Consider the following 20,745-nt stretch of genomic DNA (forward strand, 5'->3'; position numbering starts at 1 on the left):
AATAAAATTGTACTGTTTGGGGTCCCACTCTATGCCCATCAACTTAAAGATTTCATAACACCCCAAAACGAAAAAATGAGTCAAATTTTTATAAATAACTGTAAAAAGGTAAATTTCTCGTAATGGAGATGTCTCAAAATGTTAGCTTGATGGGCATGGGATCCCGCCCGCATTTTAACGAAAATATACGCTAAGCAAATTCCAACATAAAGCGAGCCGAATTTTCTACTCTTAAGAAAAATTTCGGTTCGTTTTATGGTTTCATGACAAGTTGTTTACTGAACAATAAAGTTCTTTATTGGAACAGGCTACTTTCTTCAACAATCGGGCCAGATTGTTGAAGAAGAAATATAATAAAAATGCTTTTGATTGTTTTATTAAACGAATTAAACCGCAAAAAACAAGAAGAATTCCCCCCCTTTTACTAGTACACTAAATCCTATAAAAGGGGGGAGATCATGAACAATAAAGCCATTGGATTATTTCAAGGAATTGCGTTATACATTTCAGCTATTCTAGGATCAGGTGTCCTTTTTTTATCGGGGGTAACGGCCTCAATAGCGGGCCCTGCATCTATTGTATCCTGGTTTATCGTTATTATAATTAGTTTTCCGCTTGCTTATTCCTTTGCTAGTTTGGCACGGATATATCCTGATTCCGGTGGAGCAGCAACCTTTGTTAGAAATTCTTTTGGATATCATCTTGGCAATATCGTTGGGTGGTTTTACTTTGTAACAGCAGCAGTTGGTCAAACGATTGTATCTTTAACTGGTGCTTTTTACGTCAGTCAGGCATTTGGATTTTCGCATTTTGAAACAATTTTAATTGCCGTCTTTATTTTGGTAATTGCAGGTGTTTCAAATTATTACGGCGTAAATGTTAGTGGTAAAGTTGCAGTGATTTTAAGTTCCTTATTACTGATTCTTTTAGCGTCAGCTGTATTTGTGGCGTTTCCAAGAATACAATGGGGAAATTTTACTCCCTTTGTTCCAAATGGATGGTTTTCTATCGGGAACGCTATAACGGTTATCTTTTGGGCATTTTTCGGTTGGGAGGCGATTTGTAATCTGGCTGAGCACTTTAAAAGGCCAGAAAAAGATATTGTCAAAGGAGCAGTTATTAGTGCAGTTGTCATTGGATTATTATTTTTAGCGCTAAGCCTTGTCACTATTGGAACGGCCACGTATGGCAGTCAAGAAAGCAACCTGTCTCCTATTGGTGTTATAATGGGAGATACAGTAGGCGGAGGTGCCAAAGTCGTTACAGCTGTTTTAGCTTTAATTATTTGTACAGGGACAGCGAATGCTTTTGTAGCCAGCCTAACGCAATTAGGATATTCATTAAGCAGAGATGGTGCTTTCCCAAAATTTTTCTCAAGGTTGCATGCAACTACTCAAATTCCAAGACAGATGGTATTGTTTGTTATCTGTTTTTCGGTAGCAGGTGTGTTAGTGACAAAAGCTTTGTCACTAACGTTTGATGATATTTTGTTTATACCGACTTCTCTTGGGATTCTAGTTTATGTTCTTTCAATGGCAGCAGGCGTTAAATTATTTAGGAAGAACACACCGGCATGGTGGGCATCGTTAATCTCTTTCATTTTATGTTTGTTGGTGATTCCATTTTTTCAATTGTATATATTTGTTCCGTTAATTGTCGTGGCTATATATGTGATTTATATGATTTTGAGTAATAAGATTTTCGCCTACAAGGGAGGATTAAAATCTAATGAAGGATCAAAATAACCTTTCCAGAGATACCATGTGGAAAGCAACAGTATCATGTGATTCAGCGTATGACGGGATATTCTTTTACGCAGTCAAGACAACTGGAATTTTCTGCCGGCCTTCTTGCAAGTCTAAGGTTCCTAATTATGAAAATGTATCCTTTTTTTCAAATGCGCACGAAGCTCAAAGGGCAGGCTATCGCCCATGCAAAAGATGCCGATCAGATCTAAATATAAAAATATACGACCCGTTCGAATGCGTTTTGGAAGATACTATGCGATTGATAAAAAATAATTATGTTCAAAACATGTCTTTAAATGAAATTGCATCAAGGGTAGGAGTTAGTCGTTTTCATTTAAATCGGATTTTCAAAGAAAGAACAGGGTATACTCCTCGAATATATTTAGAAAGGATCAGAGTTAAGAAAGCAAAGGAACTGCTCTTGACAACGGTCTTTAATAGTACAGAGATTGGCTATCAAACAGGCTATCAAAGTGTATCTAGCTTTTATAATGCATTTAAAAGAAATACAGGATTTTCACCGAGTCAATTCCGTGCTTTCCATAGTGGAAATACCGTAAACCAAGAACTTGACTGAATTCACGTTCTTTAACAAAAGATAGCATGAATTAACAAGAGTGCTTTGTACTCATCGTATTTTTCGATAAATCATTACTGATTAATTAAAAGTAAACAACTTTGTATTGAACAATAATAAGCCATTTTTTCTCTGTTATAGAATTGTAAGCTTTTTAATTCAATCCTCAACAAACGGGCAGGATTATTGAACAAGTTTTATGAACTTTAGTGGTAGCATCATTAGTGAAATGCTTTATAACAACTAATTAAGGGAGCAACTACTGCTAAGCTAGATGTAAATGAAATTCCGCATATGTTACATCATAGGTATCTATCTGTACGCGGCTACAATGCTGACTCAATGATTGTAGAAGCAAGGGTTACAGAAGGTGTAAATTTAAGAGAAAATATAGATGGAATTTTTGATAATAAAGAAGTAGAATATATTCACATTCTTAACGCTAAACCAGGATGCTATAACTGCCTTGTTAATAGAGTGTAAAAAAATTGAAAATACAAACTTCTATTATCCTATAAGGGGTACCACCAATCGCTATCAAGTTAATTCAACAAAATCCCCCCTAAAATGAAAAAAATACGCTATTCTTTTTGTAGAATCATAGGAAAGGATGGCGTTTTTGTATGTCTATTTCTGTATCTGATGAATTACAACTATTTGCTCAAGAGATTCAAAGTTTTTTATCTCCAAATACCTTACGGGATCTTGCTAGAGATGTTGGTTTCGTACAGCATTGATGTTCATTTTTATCGTTTTGAGGAAACTTTTTCTGTTAAGTCTATAGATTATAAAATAGAGTACTAAGCATCCGATTTGAAAGCAGACATCCCTAAATCATAATTTTTATGAAAATGAAAACTCTTTTGATCACCCAGACGCAGGAGGATCATTCTGTTTTGCCGATCCAGATGAAAAGTTAGGTTATGCTTATGGGATAAACAAACATGGATTTGCATGGCCAATGAACGAAGAGAACTTGCACTAATAAAAGCTCTTATACGGTTGCCTCTGAAAAAATGAAAATAAGTAAAAATAGTTGGGGATATTTTTATGTTGTACGGTTTTTGGCTATGAATAGTGGAATAAATAGTAAGTATTCAACAGTTCAAATAAAACGAGACATCTTTTTATTTTAAGAAAAAAGATGTCTCGTTTTATGATAAAATTCACTTAGTGTATATTTTCGTTAAAATGTGGGTGGGCCCCCTTTTAGCAAAACCGGAGTGGAAATGATGAGTATAAACAGTTTTGTGGGATTGATAAAGGACGAATTATTAAAAGAGGTAAGCATTAGAAGTGAGGATGAATTCGAGCCTGTAGTAGTTAAAGATATTCCTAGACTTTGGCAGTGTTTAGGGATAGGTAATTATGCCGCAGTATTTTTGCACAAGGAATATAAAGATTGGGTAGTGAAAGTTTACGCACGAGAAGGAGAAGGAATTGAAAAAGAGTCAGAAGTATACCGAAGAATCGGAAATCATCCTTCTTATTCGAAGCTTATATATAAAGGAGAAAATTTCATAGTATTGAAACGTTTAAAAGAAATTACCTTATACGATGCTGTTCATAAGGGGATTAAAATTCCTAAGCAGGTAATCCTTGATATCAATGCAGCTTTAGAATATGCAAGGGAACAAGGATTAACTCCTTGTGATGTTCACGGAAAAAATGTGATGATGGAAAAGGGAAGGGGATATGTAGTCGATGTATCTGATTTCTTAAAAACAAAAGAAGATAGTAAGTGGAGAGACCTAGAAAAGGCATATTTTACATTTTATTTGCCTTTCATTTATAAATTTCCTTTCCCTGTTAAGGTACCGTATTTTATGTTAAACATTGTTAGACGTTCGTATAGAAAATATAAGAAGCTTAAAAAGAAATTCAAATTGTAAAAGGACTACATACTTATCTTTAGGTTAGATAAGTGAACCACTAGTAAACAAAAGGACCGTACATTTTAGATATGTCTAATATGTACGGTCCTAATTTTATAACTTTATGAAGTAATCAGTAAGCTTTACATTTCCTTTTTCACGCAATTACTTATTTTCTTCCTCAAACCCTTTATTCTTTTTCTCTAACTTTTCAATTCTTCTTTTAAGTAAAGCAATGCCGGCATTTTGACTGTTCTCGTTCCGTTTAATCCTAGGGTCCACAAATACTTTTTCTTGTTGATTTTGCAAGGAATTGATGCGTTTTTTGAGCACAGTATGGTTTTATTCACTCCGGCTTCTTTCTGTCACACTCTTGAAGTTAATTATATTTTTCTACGTACTAAATAAAAAGATAAGGCCCCCATAATAACAGGTGCAACGAAATCAAAGAAATGGGAAAAATTAAAAGGAAAAAGTAAAAGAAATGGTATAAGTGTATAGATAACTGCTAGTCCTATAAATACAGGAATTCCAAATTGAAATTCTCTACATCGTTTGATTTTCCTGTATAACACTTCCCCAATTAGACAAGCTACAAGAGCCGGTATACTACCATAAGTGACGATCGTTTTAATGGATCCTAATACAACGTTCGGGTGAATAAAGCTAGGATGAGAAATATATGAAATCAAGAACCATCCAAAAATAAAAGCAAACAGACTTGCAGCATAACTAATTACAAATTTTATCAACGTAATCATCCTCACAGTTTTCTAATATTAACTCTATCGTATGACATGAAATCCTATTATTAGTAGTAAGAAAAAAGCGAATCCCTACTCTAAAAAGGCATCCACTCATCCTGCTATACTTATTTTATTTTCTTTGCCCTTGCAAACTTCCAAAAAGCTGCAAGTAGTATGAGAAATGGTATTCCCTGAATGAAGAGAAATCCTCCGAAAAAATAAAGCGCACGACTAACTAGAGGAGGGGCCGTTTCCGACTCACCCGCAAAATAAGCTCCATAATTAGCCGCCACTCCTGCATAATCAGCTATCCCGCCTATAAGAAAAGCCGCTGGACTTATGATTAGATTTATCCCTAAACAGACCATTATCGATGATAGGTTTTTAGCCTTAATTTTTGGTGAAACAGACAAGAAAAATAAGAATATTGCAGTGCCGTTTATAAGAAGTAGTGTTATTACAAAAAAATCCCCATAATATCCCTCCATGATTTTAATTGTACCATCAGCAAGGACAACTTTGTGTAAATTTGGATGAATAGGGTCTTCATGTGAGGTTAACATAACGTCTCATTAACAGTAATCAATGATGCATATAATTTTCGTTTTTGGGGGTAGGTGCTTTTCTTAGCTTGATAACGATGGGATGAGTCCTCAATAGTGGCAAATATCCATACTGCTATTAACTGGTTAATTAAAGAAGAATTTGTTCCACAACTCTTAAGTTATTATAATATGAAAAAATTAAATTCACCTTCTGCAACTTATTCAAATGGCTCAATCTCCGCATCTTTTGAATGCCCCGAAAGTGCATAAGCAAAATAATTAACATATCCTATGCAAGAAAGTTGGGCTAGTTAATCGCATATGTTTTATTGAAAGGATTTGATTGAACTATGGAACGGCCGAATTGGGGGATTGGAGGATTAGTATTCGTTGGCTGCATGTTTCTTGGTGGAGGAATGGGTTCTATGTTAGGTAATGCCCAAACAGGATGGCTAATAGGTATGGGTGTTGGATTTCTTGGGATGGCTTTAACGAGACTGATTAGAAAGTGATATAATGGGGGATTCTTCTTCCGGTAAATAAGGAAATATGTATGTAAGTAATGAATGGTAAGAGTTCTATAAATTATAGTTAGAAGCTTCTCTTTTCTAAATTTCTCCATACATAGATATGATTCTCGAGTTGGAGTATGGCACCTTAAGGTGTTTTTTTTATGCTCTTTAAAAATGTCTTAACATATAATAGACTTCGTTAGATTCCGATAACCTTTTATATATAAGATGAAGGGGTTTTCTTGTATTTCATTAATTAAGTTTAATTGACTAGCAAACGAACGTAATTTCTATGCACGAATCGATATAATAATAATTTCCGCTTGTATTGTAGTGTCAGTCTTTTAGTAGAAATTCCATATATACGACAAATTGCGACAAAGAAATACATATACTTTTGTTATGCTATGAAAGTTATTGATTTGTAATGTATATATAGGAGGATTTTTTAATGTTAAAGAAATTGTTATTATTTGTACTTTTGAGTTGGTGTGTAATGTCTTTAAGTGCTTGTAAAGGTGAGGAAGAAAAATTAAAAATAGCATCAGATGAGCAAAAAATAGATGAAGATAAAAAAGTAGCGGAGGAAGAAAAACGTAAGCAAGAAGAGCAAGAAGAGCAACAAAGAGTAGAGGAAGAAAAACGTAAACAAGAAGAGCAGCAAAGAGTAGAAGAAGAGAAGCGTAAACAAGAAGAGCAGCAAAGAGTAGAAGAAGAGAAGCGTAAACAAGAAGAGCAACAAAGAGTAGAAGAAGAAAAACGTAAACAACAAGAGCAGAAGACTCAGCAACAACAGTCTATACAACAAGAGAGAACACAAAAACAAGAAAAAACAACACAAGCAACAGGTGGGAAACCAACAAGATCACAAATTTCAGTTGGTTCACATGTAGTTATTCAATTAGATAATGACTATAGCAAAACTGTAAGTGGTGTTGTGAAAGACATTTTGACACATAGTGAAACACATACATACGGCATTAAAGTTCGATTACAAGATGGACAAATTGGCCGTGTTCAAAGTGTTAACTAGTGAAAGAAGATTTGACTACTTTTCAAATAAATAAAAACTACAAAAAACCGGTTCTTTCGTAAAGGAACCGGTTTTTTGTAGCGTTTTGCTTAGCGTACGAAATTTGCGTTTTGTTGATGTCACCATACTTCTATCAAGTCATTACATACAAGGTAATAGATGTTTTTTATAATTTGAAAGGAGAGGAAGCGAACTTGGAGGGAGTATGTTTGAGAAGATTAAAGGAAATGTTTTTTGTTCTGGGTTATGGACTTATTCGCCTGTTCTAATTAATTAAAAGAAGAACTTTCCCATACCGATTAGACTACTAAGCATTCCGATTCCATTCATGGTGCCTTTTCCTACTGTCAGTAAGTTTCCAAGCATTCCTGGCTGACCGTTATTCCCCCATCCCATAGGACTTACCTGTCCTCCCCATCCTGGAGGGTTTCCAAAAATACCCCAGTTATTATTGGTATTAAAATTAAAAGCTTTAGCTGGTGGCGATAGTAAAGCGGCGAGATGACCTTGTGCGAACATCCCTTTATGATTGAATGGTTGAGCCCAGGGTAATGGAGGTTTTTGGAAATTACCTGCATGGCCTGGTAATGGAGTCCAATTAGCGGGATGTCCTTGGGGCATCATCCCTGCATAATGGATTGGCTGACCTAAAGAGAAGGGAGGGGGCTCGGGATTGAAACCCGTATAATTGGCTGGTGAATCCCAACCAAATGGATAGCCTCGACAACTCCAATTCTCAGGAATCTTCAGACCATTCATTTCCTCAGCCTTAGTCATTTGGTGCTGTAAATATAATGATGACATTGCAATTTGGTTCGTATATCGCTCACCGTTGTCCTCTGAATTCAAATACCAATATTGGTACATAAGTTTATTCCCCTCACTTTAAAAATGTAATGTTAGACTTAGCCTATGTAATATTCCTTTTTATGGATGGTTACATAACTAGATTTACAAGCCTGTATTTAAAGGAATAGGTGTATGGTCTAGTTGATTTATCCTACTATTTGTGGGCAATAAGACAACCCCCCCTCAAAATGTAGCCTAATTTAATTTCGGTTAACAAACGTGTTTATAAAGGTTTAATCAGTAAAAAAATTTTAACATTTTATGTCGAGCAAGTAGAATTATTAAAAAGAGAATATCCATTCGAAGAGTTTGGCAAAATACTGAAAGAATAATGTATTCTTGTGCAGATATGCAAACGATTTGAACTAATTAATGGAATTTATAATGAAGGGGCAAATGAATATATGAGTGAAACATTACATAAAAGAAAGCCACCATATTTAATGCTTGTGATCCTTTTTATTGGAGCATTTGTTTCATTTCTAAATAACTCGCTTTTAAATGTAGCCTTGCCATCGATAATGAAGGATTTAGACATTCAAGATTATTCAACGATTCAGTGGCTTTCTACAGGGTATATGCTTGTAAGTGGTATATTAATTCCGGCCTCAGCATTTTTAATAACCCGCTTCTCCAATAGGAGCTTATTTATTACATCTATGTTGATTTTTATTCTTGGTACGGGCTTAGCGGCTTTAGCACCGAACTTTAGTTTATTACTTACTGGTCGGATGGTTCAAGCAGCAGGTTCTTCAGTCATGGGGCCTTTGTTAATGAATATTATGCTAGTAAGCTTTCCGAGGGAAAAAAGGGGAACAGCAATGGGGATTTTTGGATTAGTTATGATTACAGCCCCTGCAATTGGACCGACACTATCGGGTTATATTGTAGAGTATTATGACTGGCGTTTACTTTTTGAAATGATATTACCGTTAGCAATCATTAGCTTACTGTTAGGGATTTGGAAATCGGAGAATGTCATGAGACAAAATAAAAATGCAAAACTTGATTATCTCTCATTATTATTATCTTCTGTCGGTTTTGGCGGTTTGTTATATGGATTCAGTTCTGCAAGTTCCGATGGTTGGACGAATAAAGTTGTTTTAACAACTTTAATCATAGGCGCTATTGCCCTAATAGCTTTCATTATACGTCAATTAAAAATGAATGAACCGTTATTGGATTTACGTGTTTACAAGTACCCAATGTTTGCACTTGCGTCTGTAATTGCAATTGTTAACGCAGTGGCCATGTTTTCGGGTATGATTTTAACACCAGCTTATGTACAAAACGTCCGCGGTATTTCGCCGCTGAGCTCTGGGCTGATGATGCTTCCAGGTGCGGTAATAATGGGGATTATGTCACCAATTACAGGTAAACTATTTGATAAATATGGCCCTCGGATTCTTGGTATAGTAGGACTTTCCATTACAGCCGTTTCAACTTATATGCTGGCAAACCTGCAACTTGACTCTAGTCACACACATATTATTCTTATTTATACACTGCGGATGTTTGGGATGGCGATGGTGATGATGCCACTTATGACAAATGGTCTTAATCAATTGCCAACTCGCTTAAATCCGCATGGTACAGCTGTTAATAATACAGCTCAACAAGTATCCGGTTCAATTGGTACTGCTATCCTTGTTACGATTATGAATACTGTAACAAAAACAAAAGCTGAAAGTTTAATGGCTGATGTAGATCCAACAACCTTCACAGAAACTACGAAGGCAATGTTAATTCAGAAGGCTTTATTATCCGGAATTCAATATTCGTTCTATGTAGCGCTTGGCATGAATATTGTTGCACTACTATTAGTTTTTTTCGTTAAACGTGTAGATACAAGGGCGGAAGCTGTCGAGAGGTTAAATAGGTAGAGTAAAATAAAACTTTAGATCATGATTCCTATAAGTTTTTACTGTTTAGTTAGACTATGAAGAAATACAAATTTCTGCTGCTAAGGCGCTGGTATTTAAATCTGGAAAAGAATCAGTGAAATAATTATATATAGTAAAAAGGATCTGATATTCATATCAGATCCTTTTTCATTAGCAACAAAGTATACTTACTTATCGTATTTGTTTGAATTGACATTAGAAACTACTGGTTTTCCCAATACTACAATCTTTAGCTCTCAATTTCTGATAAACATTATAATAATACGCTTCATTTTTATTTAGTATTTTTTCTGCAAGCTATAAATGTAATAGCAACAAACAACTTAGATTACCAACCTTATAAGTAATATCATAATCGTGAATAGTTAGGGAAAAGATAAAATAAGGTAATCAATTACATATCTTTATCCCAGGCGATTCATTGCTATCTTCTTTTTATTGAATGGGATATTTTATTTTATGCTTTTTTGAAAGGGTGTTTTTAATGGATAAAAAAGTATCTGCCATTCCTCAACCGAAAACATATGGATTGCTGGGGAATCTCCCATTAATCGATAAAGATAAACCGACCTTATCTTTTATCAAGATAGCGGAAGAGTATGGTCCCATTTTTCAAATTCAAACTTTAAGTGATACCATCATTGTCGTTTCTGGACATGAACTGGTAGCAGAAGTCTGTGACGAAACAAGATTTGATAAAAGTATAGAGGGTGCTTTAGCGAAAGTTCGCGCCTTTGCTGGAGACGGATTATTTACAAGCGAGACTCATGAGCCTAACTGGAAAAAAGCTCATAATATTTTGATGCCTACATTCAGCCAACGAGCAATGAAAGATTATCATGCTATGATGGTCGATCTTGCTGTACAACTCGTTCAAAAATGGGCACGGCTTAATCCGAATGAAAGCGTAGATGTACCGGAGGATATGACTCGCCTTACATTGGATACAATTGGTCTATGTGGTTTTAATTATCGATTTAATAGCTTTTATCGTGAGACCCCTCATCCTTTTATTACTAGCATGAGCCGTGCTCTAGATGAGGCGATGCACCAATTACAGCGGCTGGATATAGAAGACAAACTCATGTGGAGAACGAAACGTCAATTTCAGCATGATATTCAATCTATGTTTTCCTTAGTGGATAATATTATTGCTGAACGTAAAAGCAGTGGAAATCAGGAAGAAAATGATTTACTTTCCCGTATGTTAAATGTGCAGGATCCGGAAACTGGTGAAAAATTAGATGATGAAAATATTCGTTTCCAAATTATCACTTTTTTAATAGCTGGGCATGAAACAACAAGTGGATTATTATCTTTTGCAATCTATTTTTTATTAAAGAATCCGGATAAATTGAAAAAAGCCTATGAAGAAGTAGATCGGGTTTTGACAGATCCTACTCCAACATACCAACAAGTTATGAAACTTAAGTATATACGGATGATTTTAAATGAATCGCTACGTCTATGGCCTACTGCTCCAGCATTCAGTCTCTATGCAAAAGAAGATACAGTGATTGGTGGAAAATATCCAATTAAGAAAGGAGAAGATCGTATTTCTGTTCTTATTCCACAGTTACATAGGGATAAAGACGCGTGGGGAGACAACGTGGAAGAATTCCAACCTGAACGATTTGAAGATCTGGATAAGGTTCCTCATCATGCTTATAAGCCATTTGGAAATGGTCAACGGGCATGTATCGGTATGCAGTTTGCACTTCATGAAGCTACACTCGTAATGGGAATGCTTCTTCAACATTTTGAATTCATTGATTATCAAGACTATCAGCTGGATGTAAAACAAACATTAACGTTAAAGCCTGGTGATTTTAAAATTAGGATTCTACCCCGAAATCAAACTATTAGCCATACTACTGTTCTTGCGCCTATAGAGGAGAAACTGAAAAACCATGAAACCAAGCAGCAAGTTCAGAAGACTCCTTCTATTATTGGGGCCGATAATCTTTCACTTCTTGTTCTATATGGATCAGATACAGGGGTAGCAGAAGGTATTGCAAGAGAACTAGCAGATACAGCTAGTTTAGAAGGTGTTCAAACGGAAGTGGTAGCTCTTAACGATCGAATTGGAAGTCTGCCAAAAGAAGGGGCGGTTCTTATTGTAACTTCTTCTTATAACGGAAAACCACCAAGTAATGCAGGGCAGTTTGTGCAATGGTTGGAAGAATTAAAACCGGATGAGCTAAAAGGTGTTCAATACGCAGTTTTTGGTTGTGGAGATCATAATTGGGCTAGTACCTATCAACGAATTCCAAGATACATTGATGAGCAAATGGCTCAAAAAGGAGCAACAAGATTTTCTACACGTGGAGAAGCGGATGCAAGTGGTGATTTCGAGGAACAGCTCGAGCAATGGAAACAAAGTATGTGGTCTGATGCGATGAAGGCATTTGGATTGGAACTTAACAAAAACATTGAGAAAGAACGCAGTACATTAAGTTTACAATTTGTTAGTCGTCTTGGAGGATCTCCTCTGGCGCGAACATATGAAGCAGTTTATGCGTCTATACTAGAAAATCGTGAACTTCAATCATCTAGCAGTGAAAGAAGCACGCGACATATTGAGATATCCTTGCCAGAAGGCGCTACGTATCAAGAAGGTGACCACCTTGGTGTGCTGCCAATTAATAGTGAGAAAAATGTCAACCGAATTTTAAAACGCTTTGGATTAAATGGGAAGGATCAAGTCATACTGAGTGCAAGTGGACGAAGTGTAAATCACATACCTTTAGACAGTCCTGTTAGTTTATTTGACCTTCTTAGTTATAGTGTAGAAGTGCAAGAAGCAGCCACTCGAGCACAAATACGAGAAATGGTGACATTCACAGCATGCCCTCCTCATAAAAAGGAATTGGAATCATTATTGGAAGAGGGAGTTTATCATGAACAAATATTAAAGAAACGTATGTCAATGTTGGATCTTCTTGAAAAGTATGAGGCTTGTGAAATCCGATTTGAACGCTTTTTAGAACTTCTTCCTGCGCTCAAACCGCGTTACTATTCTATTTCAAGCTCTCCACTCGTTGCACAGGATCGTCTGAGCATTACGGTTGGGGTTGTTAATGCACCTGCATGGAGTGGGGTAGGGACATATGAAGGAGTCGCTTCTAATTATTTAGCTCAGCGTCATAATAAAGATGAGATTATCTGTTTCATTCGAACGCCACAATCGAACTTTCAATTACCTGAAAATCCAGAAACACCAATTATCATGGTTGGACCAGGTACTGGAATTGCACCATTCCGTGGATTCTTGCAAGCGCGTCGTGTTCAAAAGCAAAAAGGTATTAACTTAGGACAAGCACATCTATATTTTGGTTGTCGTCATCCTGAAAAGGATTATCTCTATCGTACAGAACTAGAAAATGATGAAAGAGATGGATTAATCTCGTTACACACAGCTTTTTCTCGCCTAGAAGGACATCCTAAAACATATGTACAGCATTTAATAAAACAAGATAGAAGCAATTTAATTTCGCTATTAGATAATGGAGCTCATCTTTATATATGTGGTGATGGAAGTAAAATGGCTCCTGACGTAGAAGACACCCTTTGTCAAGCATATCAAGAAATTCATGAAGTAAGGGAACAAGAGGCAAGGGATTGGTTGGATTCTTTGCAAGATGAAGGGCGATATGGAAAAGATGTTTGGGCTGGAATCTAAATTCTTCTTAATTAGATAAGTAATATTTCATTCACGAACTTCTTTCGACTAAGTATAATTTTAAACAAAATAAACTGATTTATAAAAACCCTGTATTTTTTATTGAATATGGGGTTTTCTTATATTTAAATAAAAGGGACGTATATGTTGATTCAAAATCCAATAATCTTTATGCTTTATATACACAACATGGTAGATTTGACTTAATAAAAAGGGGAACCCTCAGGGAGAAGTAGACTTTAATTTAAACTCAACAAAACCTTCACACAAATCTGGGGGATATGATTTGAAAATGGGTTAAGAAAGGATTCGTTTATGAATGAATGAGTAAGAAAAGCAATCCAACATTTTTATGTAAATGGAGCTGTAAATGAATATTTACTTAGGTGTGAAAATGAAATTGAATTACCTAAAGAATTAACTGTATTTATTCATAATGCAGACATTCAAACAATGCCTGTCAACATTGATGATATTTGGCCAGCAGAAAAATATGTATTCGATTTTAAACCATATAAGAATGAAGTTAATAGTAAACGAAATTAAGAATAGTTAAGAAAAAGCTATTTCCGCTCTTAATTGACACAATTTTCGAAAATATACAAATGTTAATATTTGTTATATGATATATTTGTCAAAGTACTGTTCCTGTAGTTTCTATAATGAATCTGTAAGATAGTTTGTTTGTCTCATATATTCACCTTAAACTAAAAAGAACTTGCAGAGATTCCTACAAGTTCTTTTTAGTTTAAGGGTTGAATGTGGATTTGAAATAAAGAAACGATTTTTTGAGAGGAGAAAAGTAAATGTTTATAAGAGCAGAAAGATTATTAATACGAAATTTTGAGTTCAAAGATTGGCAAGCTGTCCATGAGTATACATCAGATAGCAATGTTATGAAATACATACCCGAAGGAGTTTTTACTGAAGAAGATACAAGAAACTTTGTAAATAGAAATATGGGTGAAAATGCAGAGAACTTTCCTGTGATACTGGTAGATGAAAATATTCTGATTGGTCATATTGTTTTTCATAAATATTTTGGTGAGCATACTTATGAGATTGGGTGGGTATTCAATCCTAAATATTTCAATAAAGGATATGCTTCTGAAGCAGCACAAGCTACATTAAAATATGGGTTTAAGGAAATGAAATTACATAGAATTATAGCTACATGTCAGCCACAAAATACCCCGTCATATCGAGTGATGGAGAAAATTGGAATGAGAAGAGAAGGATATTTCAGGAAGTGTATACCCCATGGAAATGAATGGTGGGATGAATATTATTACGCTATTTTAGAAGAAGAGTAGTGTCTCAGAACGCATTGTTCAAATCAAAATCATAATTAAAATTGTGCTATCTTTTCAACCGAACATTCAATAGCAACAGCTCGCAAAGGAAGCAACCATTGGATAAAAACTGAGGATGGTAATAAATCACACTGGGCATTAGATAATTATCAAGAAGAAGGAATCAGAGTACACAACTGGTTTGTTGACGATAGTGTGGTTATTTACCATAGAACTGTTGCCACATTAATAAATACTTTAATTGAACACGGGCTTTCTCTGGATAAAATAATCGAACCACAAGCAACTTTGGCAGGGATAGAGAAAATGCCAGATTTAATAAACGAATCGCGAAGTTCATCTTTTATTATAATCAAGTCAAAAAAAACAAAATAATATTTAAAAATATATACCGCAATCTGGGAGCTTTTATTGAATTACGAAAACAGCCGTTTCACTAAGGAATGGCTGTTTTTTTAAACATAACCTAAGGCCGTTAAACTGTATGCGTTCAAGTTGCTATCATTTTGTAATTATTTTATCCCGCATTAACGGGCAGTAAGACTCCTCCCTCAAAATTCGGCGAATGCGAGGGAGTTAGGTGGGAGATCAACTGCCCGTAAAAGTCCGATTGGTGAAGGCTAATAATCAGTGGGGGATGGACACCCCCTCCACTGATTAAAGTTTCACTTTATAAAAGGGGGCGTGAATATGCAGGTGAAATTTCAAATGAGTGCAGGAATAATAGCAGTACTCATTTAAGATATTACCTGCATTCGAATTGAAAATATTGAACATAGGAGTGAGTGAAAATGGCATATTTATTACAAGTGGATTTTCCGTTTGAAGGTCCTTTTGGTGAAGAAATGGAAAAAGCATTTTTGGATTTAGCAAAAAGTATTAATGAAGAAGAAGGATTCCAATGGAAAATATGGACGGAGAATGAAGAAACGAAAGAAGCAGGAGGCATCTATGTATTTGAAGAAAAACAAGATGCTGAAAAATATGGAGAAATGCACAAAAACAGACTTCAAACATTTGGTGTTAAAGATATTAGAGTAAGAATTTTTGCCATTAATGAAAAGTTAACGAAACTGAATCGTGGTTATAGTAAATAGTAAGGGTAATTCAAAAAAAGAAGGGGATAATCCCTTCTTTTATGTTTTATAGAGCATATAGTTCCTTGTAAAAGGGTGTGCCCCTTACTTGGAGGTAAGAGGCACAGGAAATGCAAATTTAATCGAAAGTTCTTTAACAGTGTAAATTTACATTTTATTAAAGTTATCCCATCGCCATCAACCTAAGAAATCAAGTCTCGCAAAAAACGATAAACTATATTTCTTTATTAAGAAAAGGCTTGAAAAATGCCCAAACAAGATGGCTAATAGGAATGGGGGCTGGATTTCTTGGGATGACTTTAACGGGACTCTTCTTCTGGTAAATGTGGAAAAATGTATGTAAGTAATTCATAGGATAAGAGTTCTATAAATTATAGTTAGCAGCTACTCTTTTATAGTGGTCTTTTCTAAATTTCTCTATATATAAATAGGATTTTCAAGTCAGAGGATGGCGCCTTATGGTGTCTTTTTTATGCTCTTTAAAAATGTTTTCACATATAATAGCCAATTTTTCTTTCAGTTCCTGATGCCCATAAAGCTAATAAAATGGATTTCAAAAAAATAATAAAAATGAGTTTCATAACTATGATTTCTAGAAATTTGAACTGTTGTTGTGAATGAATTTAAAGCTGCTGAAACAAAATAGACTCACTTGAGCAAAAAACCTTGCAAAACTAAAAAAAGAGATGTATATTAGTTGACATATCAATTATTGATACGTCAACTGTTTTTGGTTAGAAGTTTGAAGAATGCAATGGTATTAGTCAATCCCGATTGGAATTGCTCGCTATGTACCAATTATGCTTCTTTCTATCGATAAAGCAGCCGACGAAGGGAATCGTTTCCTAGTTGATAGAATTCACAATGGAAATAATATAGAACGGATATTACGGAGAGAGGGGGTAGAATGGTATGGAAATAATCGCAGCTATTTTAGTCGGGATTGTAGCATTAGAACATTTGTTTATCATGATCCTCGAAATGTTTTTTATTAATTCAAAAGTAGCGAAACGTGCTTTCAAATTACCGAAGCATTTAGAAGGAGATCGAAACGTGGCTGTTATGTTTGCAAACCAAGGGTTATATAATGGATTTTTAGCCGCTGGTCTCATTGGGGACTTATAATTGGGTTTAACCCAATTGGTTATATGGTGCAATTATTTTTTGTGATTTGTGTAGTGAGCGCAGCTATTTTTGGAGGTTTCACATCTAATAAATCAATTATTGTGAAACAAGGACTCCCTGCTATTTTAGCATTGGTTGCTCTATTATCTGTGATGTAGAAACGAAGATTTCAATAAAAGAAACAATCTTGTCTAAAAATAACTTTGCATAATCTTAACTTGATAGGCATGTAGGGATACCCCATTAAGAAAAGAAATAGGAGAGAATATCCTATTTCTTTTTATTTCTATAAAAAAATATAACTGCTAAATCTAAAGTTATGATAATAATTAGAAGTAATACTTCTATAAATGCATCAGTTTTCCTGTTTAATAAAGACTTTATAAAGAAATCCCATTCTGTTTCATAGGGAGGCTCTGACCAATTTCGTTGCATTCCTAAAGCTATTCCATTTATGAAAAAGATAATACTTAATAGAATTCTTCCAACAAATACGGCAACTACTTTTAAATTCCAATGCTTTATCTTAATTACATACAGGATTGGAAATAGAATAAGTATCCAAAAAACAATAATATAAATTGCATTTATCATTCTTTACTCCTAATAAAATGATTGTTTTTAATCTAGGCGATTCTTTGGGTTGAAGATATGTTTCGTTAAAAATAAGGGCCGGAATTCCGGCTCCTTTTCTATACTAAAGTCTTACTTTATCTCGTTGTCTCAAAAAACTCAATCCATTCCCCATCAGGACCAGCGAAGAATATGTAACGTGTTCCATCTGGTAATGTTTCAATTTCTTCTCCTAGTAGGAAGGTTACGCCGTGTTTTTGTATTCTTTCGATTTCATCCTCTAATGAATCCACTTTAAAGCAAATATGATGTACTTTTCCTTCTGCCGGAAGAGAAGAGTTGTAGCCTTCAATTAATTCAAGTATCGTTTCCTGCGATTCTTCCACACCTAAAAAAGCGAGTTTTAAGTCGGGATTCGGGTGACCCATACGTTTAATGAGCTGTAAGCCAACTACTTCTTCATAAAATGAAATAGATGCTTCTAAGTTTGCGACCATAAGACCGACGTGTTCAATTCTTCTAACTGGCATGTAGATCCCTTCTTTCTGAAAATTATATACAATATGTTATTGAAAATTAAGAAAATAAGCAAGATAAAAACCTTACAAATTTTAGCGTGTTATATGGTATAGTGAGAAAGTATGTTTGGGGAGAAGGAAGGAGATTATACGATGAATACACCTACTCAAACTCCTTCATTATCGGCAACGATGAAAGAGTGGCATTATGCATTAGCGTATGAAATTAAACATTGGAAAACGATAGGTGGTAGTAAAATTTCTATCATGAACGGTCGTTTTTTATATACAGATTATGAAAGTACAGTATACGTATTTCAGCTCATATCGGAAGTAAGCTTACCGGAAGGTTCACCAATTCGAATTGAGTTTGATGGTGAGGAAGCGACAGGAGAGGTATTATCTGTACATGGATTAGAAATAGAACTGAAATTAAATGATTATATACAAGGTGAAATACGAGAAGCTGTTTTATACAGTGAACCGTGGCAATTGTTAGAGCAACTACAAGAGCGATTGAAAGAGGCACATAAAGATAAGCTAAAACGTAATCGTATAAAGCGTCTTGTTGATGGGACGAGCAGTCCGAAACATATTGAGAAGATGAAAAATCCGAAAAATGAATTGGCGTATCGTTCGTTTTATAATCCGACAACGTACGTATGGGGACCACCTGGAACAGGGAAGTCTTACAATTTATCACGTATTATTTCGGCTCATTATCAAAAAGGAAAATCGGTACTTGTATTAGCTCATAGTAATGCGGCAGTAGACGTATTAATGAGCGAAGTAACGAAGCAAATTGAGAAGAAAAAAAAATGGACACCTGGCGAAATTGTTCGTTACGGTTATAGTCAACATGAACATATACGAAATCATGAAACATTACTTACGTCGAAGCTAGTTGAAACGACGAACGGATCATGGGGAGAAGAAAGACTCTATTTAGAAGAAACACGACAAGATCTTCGTGAAAAGATTTTATCATATAAAGCGACTTCTGCTGATAAGAGGCGTATACAAGAGATTGAAAGTGATCTTCGAAAGCAAAAAGCGAAAATTAAAGAAGTAGAAAAAGAATATATTGAAAATGCAAAAGTAATCGGCGCAACTTTATCGAAATGTGCCATTGATTCACTTATTTATGAGCGTACATTTGATTTAGTTGTCGTAGATGAAGTGAGTATGGCATATGTTCCGCAAATTGCATTAGCAGCTTCACTTGGAAAACGTATCGTCGTTTGTGGGGACTTTTTACAGTTACCTCCAATTGCGATGGCGAACCATGAACTCGTTCGAAAATGGCTTGGGGAAGATATGTTTTACCATGCTGGGATTGTTGAGTCTGTCAATAAATCAGAAGCACATCCGAACCTATTTATGTTGCAGGAACAAAGACGTATGCATGCGGATATATCGAAGTTTACAAATTCATTTATTTATAAAAATAGAGTATATGATCATCCGTCTGTTTCAGAGTGTAAAGAACTTGCGCAGCTACAACCGTTCGCAAATGAGGCAAGTGTTTTATTTGATACGAGCTTAATGGGAGCCTTTTCGTTAAAAGACGCTGCTTCAGGTTCTCGTTTTAACATTATGTCTGGTTTAGTAGCGATGCAAATGATGTTAATCGGACTGTTAGATGGTGTTCAATCGATCGGTGTTGTTACACCTTACAGGGCACAATCCCGCTTTTTATCAACGTGTATTAGAGAAATGTTGCAGAGAACGAAATATCAAAACATACCAGTTTTAGCGGCGACGGTTCATAAGTTTCAAGGCTCTGAAAGAGATATGATGATTTTTGATACAGTGGATAGTTATCCGCAAGAACGACCTGGCGTGTTATTCTTTGACCATAAAAACCATCGCCTCGTCAATGTAGCCGTAACGAGAGCGAGAGGGAAGTTCATTCAATTATCAGATTGCCATTATATGCGTAAAAACCTTTCGAGAAAACAAGCGTTATCACAATTAACGGCTCATATAGAACGTCACGGAGATGTGTATGATCGTACGACATCAAGACAATTGTGGGAACGAAAAATTTCGAAACGTTTACGCTGGTTTATGGAAATGAATCTTGAAGAACCGAAAGGGCTATTGAAAGATATTTTAGCTGCAAAACAAAAAATTATTATTTCACTTCCAAGCACAAAACAAGTGGATAAGCGAGTATGGCAAGCGTTAATGCGTACAAATGCGCAAATAACGGTGTATAGTGATGGACCAGTTCCATTGAAAAATGTAAAGTTACAAAGGCAAAACAAAGCATTCCCTTTTATCGTAATCGATGATGAAATCTTTTGGGCAGGGGCACCGCTCACATCTCAAATGATGTTTGAAGGTAGTACGGAATTTCCGTACGTATGTGCAAGACTGCAAGCACCAGAAACAATTGGTGTGTTAAAAGGGTTTTTAGATATTCGGTAAATTCGGATATGAATTCCTTGACTTTTAATCGGAATAAACTTAGAATAAATGTAATTTAATATAATTTTATGAAAATTCTTATCGTGAGAGGTTGAGGGACTGGCCCTATGACACCTCGGCAGCGGATTCTTTATGAATACTGTGCCAATTCCAGCAAGGTAACTTGAAAGATAAGAAAGAAGCTCATTTTGACTGTATATACAGAAGCCTCTTTCT

General features: G+C 35.3%; 15 protein-coding genes, 3 pseudogenes and 1 riboswitch. Of the genes and pseudogenes, 13 read left to right on the forward strand and 5 right to left on the reverse strand.

Features of this window, described 5'->3' with window-relative positions; translation table 11 throughout:
• Positions 1-458 precede the first annotated feature (458 nt).
• From QCI46_RS11460 to QCI46_RS11475, 4 genes and pseudogenes are all read left to right on the forward strand, one after another.
• Positions 459-1,745: an APC family permease gene (locus QCI46_RS11460; RefSeq protein WP_353840291.1), complete on the forward strand. Its 1,287-nt coding sequence runs from the start codon at positions 459-461 to the stop codon at positions 1,743-1,745.
• Complete coding sequence (locus tag QCI46_RS11465) at positions 1,729-2,325, forward strand: bifunctional transcriptional activator/DNA repair enzyme AdaA (protein WP_000654819.1); 597 nt, start codon at positions 1,729-1,731, stop codon at positions 2,323-2,325. Before QCI46_RS11460 ends, QCI46_RS11465 begins: the two co-directional genes overlap by 17 nt.
• A 249-nt stretch (positions 2,326-2,574) precedes the next feature.
• Positions 2,575-2,808: pseudogene (locus QCI46_RS11470) on the forward strand (DUF1203 domain-containing protein); the annotation flags it as partial.
• A gap of 746 nt (positions 2,809-3,554) precedes the next feature.
• Positions 3,555-4,217: a protein kinase family protein gene (locus QCI46_RS11475; RefSeq protein ID WP_327961162.1), complete on the forward strand. Its 663-nt coding sequence runs from the start codon at positions 3,555-3,557 to the stop codon at positions 4,215-4,217.
• A 365-nt stretch (positions 4,218-4,582) separates the two neighbouring features.
• On the opposite strand, the gene QCI46_RS11480 is transcribed toward QCI46_RS11475, so the two are convergent.
• A complete protein-coding gene (locus QCI46_RS11480; protein WP_327961164.1) occupies positions 4,583-4,960 on the reverse strand; it encodes a hypothetical protein in 378 nt (125 codons plus the stop codon).
• A gap of 110 nt (positions 4,961-5,070) precedes the next feature.
• The gene (locus tag QCI46_RS11485; RefSeq protein ID WP_353841863.1) at positions 5,071-5,433 is read right to left on the reverse strand and encodes a hypothetical protein; all 363 of its coding nucleotides are present in this window, start codon (positions 5,431-5,433) and stop codon (positions 5,071-5,073) included.
• 407 nt (positions 5,434-5,840) lie between these two features.
• Between QCI46_RS11485 and QCI46_RS11490 the strand changes: the two genes are divergently transcribed.
• Positions 5,841-6,002, forward strand: coding sequence for a hypothetical protein (locus QCI46_RS11490; RefSeq protein WP_353840292.1), 162 nt, complete (start codon positions 5,841-5,843; stop codon positions 6,000-6,002).
• A 451-nt stretch (positions 6,003-6,453) separates the two neighbouring features.
• Positions 6,454-7,035 (forward strand): YwbE family protein, encoded by a 582-nt coding sequence (locus QCI46_RS11495; protein WP_353840293.1) that lies wholly within the window; start codon positions 6,454-6,456, stop codon positions 7,033-7,035.
• Positions 7,036-7,308: 273 nt separating this feature from the next.
• Here the strand turns inward: QCI46_RS11495 and QCI46_RS11500 are convergent, their stop codons facing one another.
• The gene (locus tag QCI46_RS11500; protein ID WP_353840295.1) at positions 7,309-7,902 is read right to left on the reverse strand and encodes a hypothetical protein; all 594 of its coding nucleotides are present in this window, start codon (positions 7,900-7,902) and stop codon (positions 7,309-7,311) included.
• Positions 7,903-8,288: 386 nt separating this feature from the next.
• Between QCI46_RS11500 and QCI46_RS11505 the strand changes: the two genes are divergently transcribed.
• The 6 genes and pseudogenes from QCI46_RS11505 to QCI46_RS11530 all read left to right on the forward strand — a co-directional run bounded on the left by QCI46_RS11505 (position 8,289) and on the right by QCI46_RS11530 (position 17,163).
• Positions 8,289-9,767: a DHA2 family efflux MFS transporter permease subunit gene (locus QCI46_RS11505; protein ID WP_353840296.1), complete on the forward strand. Its 1,479-nt coding sequence runs from the start codon at positions 8,289-8,291 to the stop codon at positions 9,765-9,767.
• 505 nt (positions 9,768-10,272) lie between these two features.
• A complete protein-coding gene (gene cypD / locus QCI46_RS11510) occupies positions 10,273-13,470 on the forward strand; it encodes a bifunctional P-450/NADPH--P450 reductase (RefSeq protein ID WP_353840297.1) in 3,198 nt (1,065 codons plus the stop codon).
• Positions 13,471-14,276: 806 nt separating this feature from the next.
• On the forward strand, positions 14,277-14,783 hold the full coding sequence (locus tag QCI46_RS11515; RefSeq protein WP_088063957.1) for a GNAT family N-acetyltransferase: 507 nt from the start codon (positions 14,277-14,279) through the stop codon (positions 14,781-14,783).
• 48 nt (positions 14,784-14,831) lie between these two features.
• Positions 14,832-15,158, forward strand: a pseudogene (locus QCI46_RS11520) (SAM-dependent methyltransferase); the annotation flags it as partial.
• A 416-nt stretch (positions 15,159-15,574) separates the two neighbouring features.
• On the forward strand, positions 15,575-15,880 hold the full coding sequence (locus tag QCI46_RS11525) for a monooxygenase (protein WP_353840298.1): 306 nt from the start codon (positions 15,575-15,577) through the stop codon (positions 15,878-15,880).
• Between the two features lie 912 nt (positions 15,881-16,792).
• A pseudogene (locus QCI46_RS11530) lies at positions 16,793-17,163 on the forward strand (DUF1304 domain-containing protein).
• Between the two features lie 112 nt (positions 17,164-17,275).
• Here the strand turns inward: QCI46_RS11530 and QCI46_RS11535 are convergent.
• Together QCI46_RS11535 and QCI46_RS11540 are read right to left on the reverse strand one after the other, a co-directional pair.
• Positions 17,276-17,599 carry a hypothetical protein gene (locus tag QCI46_RS11535; RefSeq protein ID WP_353840299.1) on the reverse strand — a complete coding sequence of 108 codons (324 nt, stop codon included), beginning with the start codon at positions 17,597-17,599 and terminating at the stop codon, positions 17,276-17,278.
• A 116-nt stretch (positions 17,600-17,715) separates the two neighbouring features.
• Positions 17,716-18,108, reverse strand: coding sequence for a VOC family protein (locus tag QCI46_RS11540; RefSeq protein ID WP_353840300.1), 393 nt, complete (start codon positions 18,106-18,108; stop codon positions 17,716-17,718).
• Positions 18,109-18,219: 111 nt separating this feature from the next.
• On the opposite strand from QCI46_RS11540, the gene QCI46_RS11545 reads away from it, so the two are divergent.
• A complete protein-coding gene (locus QCI46_RS11545) occupies positions 18,220-20,529 on the forward strand; it encodes an AAA domain-containing protein (RefSeq protein WP_353840301.1) in 2,310 nt (769 codons plus the stop codon).
• A 75-nt stretch (positions 20,530-20,604) separates the two neighbouring features.
• Positions 20,605-20,706: riboswitch (SAM riboswitch) on the forward strand.
• Positions 20,707-20,745 lie beyond the last annotated feature (39 nt).

It is taken from the genome of Bacillus cereus group sp. RP32 (assembly GCF_040459735.1).
Classification (GTDB): Bacteria; Bacillota; Bacilli; order Bacillales; family Bacillaceae_G; genus Bacillus_A; species Bacillus_A wiedmannii.

Coding starts and splice junctions, on each gene's coding strand:
- QCI46_RS11460 (WP_353840291.1), top strand. CDS start 459: ATGAACAATAAAGCCATTGGATTATTTCAAGGAATTGCGTTATACATT.
- QCI46_RS11465 (WP_000654819.1), top strand. CDS start 1,729: ATGAAGGATCAAAATAACCTTTCCAGAGATACCATGTGGAAAGCAACA.
- QCI46_RS11475 (WP_327961162.1), top strand. CDS start 3,555: ATGATGAGTATAAACAGTTTTGTGGGATTGATAAAGGACGAATTATTA.
- QCI46_RS11480 (WP_327961164.1), bottom strand. CDS start 4,960: ATGATTACGTTGATAAAATTTGTAATTAGTTATGCTGCAAGTCTGTTT.
- QCI46_RS11485 (WP_353841863.1), bottom strand. CDS start 5,433: ATGGAGGGATATTATGGGGATTTTTTTGTAATAACACTACTTCTTATA.
- QCI46_RS11490 (WP_353840292.1), top strand. CDS start 5,841: ATGGAACGGCCGAATTGGGGGATTGGAGGATTAGTATTCGTTGGCTGC.
- QCI46_RS11495 (WP_353840293.1), top strand. CDS start 6,454: ATGTTAAAGAAATTGTTATTATTTGTACTTTTGAGTTGGTGTGTAATG.
- QCI46_RS11500 (WP_353840295.1), bottom strand. CDS start 7,902: ATGTACCAATATTGGTATTTGAATTCAGAGGACAACGGTGAGCGATAT.
- QCI46_RS11505 (WP_353840296.1), top strand. CDS start 8,289: ATGAGTGAAACATTACATAAAAGAAAGCCACCATATTTAATGCTTGTG.
- cypD (WP_353840297.1), top strand. CDS start 10,273: ATGGATAAAAAAGTATCTGCCATTCCTCAACCGAAAACATATGGATTG.
- QCI46_RS11515 (WP_088063957.1), top strand. CDS start 14,277: ATGTTTATAAGAGCAGAAAGATTATTAATACGAAATTTTGAGTTCAAA.
- QCI46_RS11525 (WP_353840298.1), top strand. CDS start 15,575: ATGGCATATTTATTACAAGTGGATTTTCCGTTTGAAGGTCCTTTTGGT.
- QCI46_RS11535 (WP_353840299.1), bottom strand. CDS start 17,599: ATGATAAATGCAATTTATATTATTGTTTTTTGGATACTTATTCTATTT.
- QCI46_RS11540 (WP_353840300.1), bottom strand. CDS start 18,108: ATGCCAGTTAGAAGAATTGAACACGTCGGTCTTATGGTCGCAAACTTA.
- QCI46_RS11545 (WP_353840301.1), top strand. CDS start 18,220: ATGTTTGGGGAGAAGGAAGGAGATTATACGATGAATACACCTACTCAA.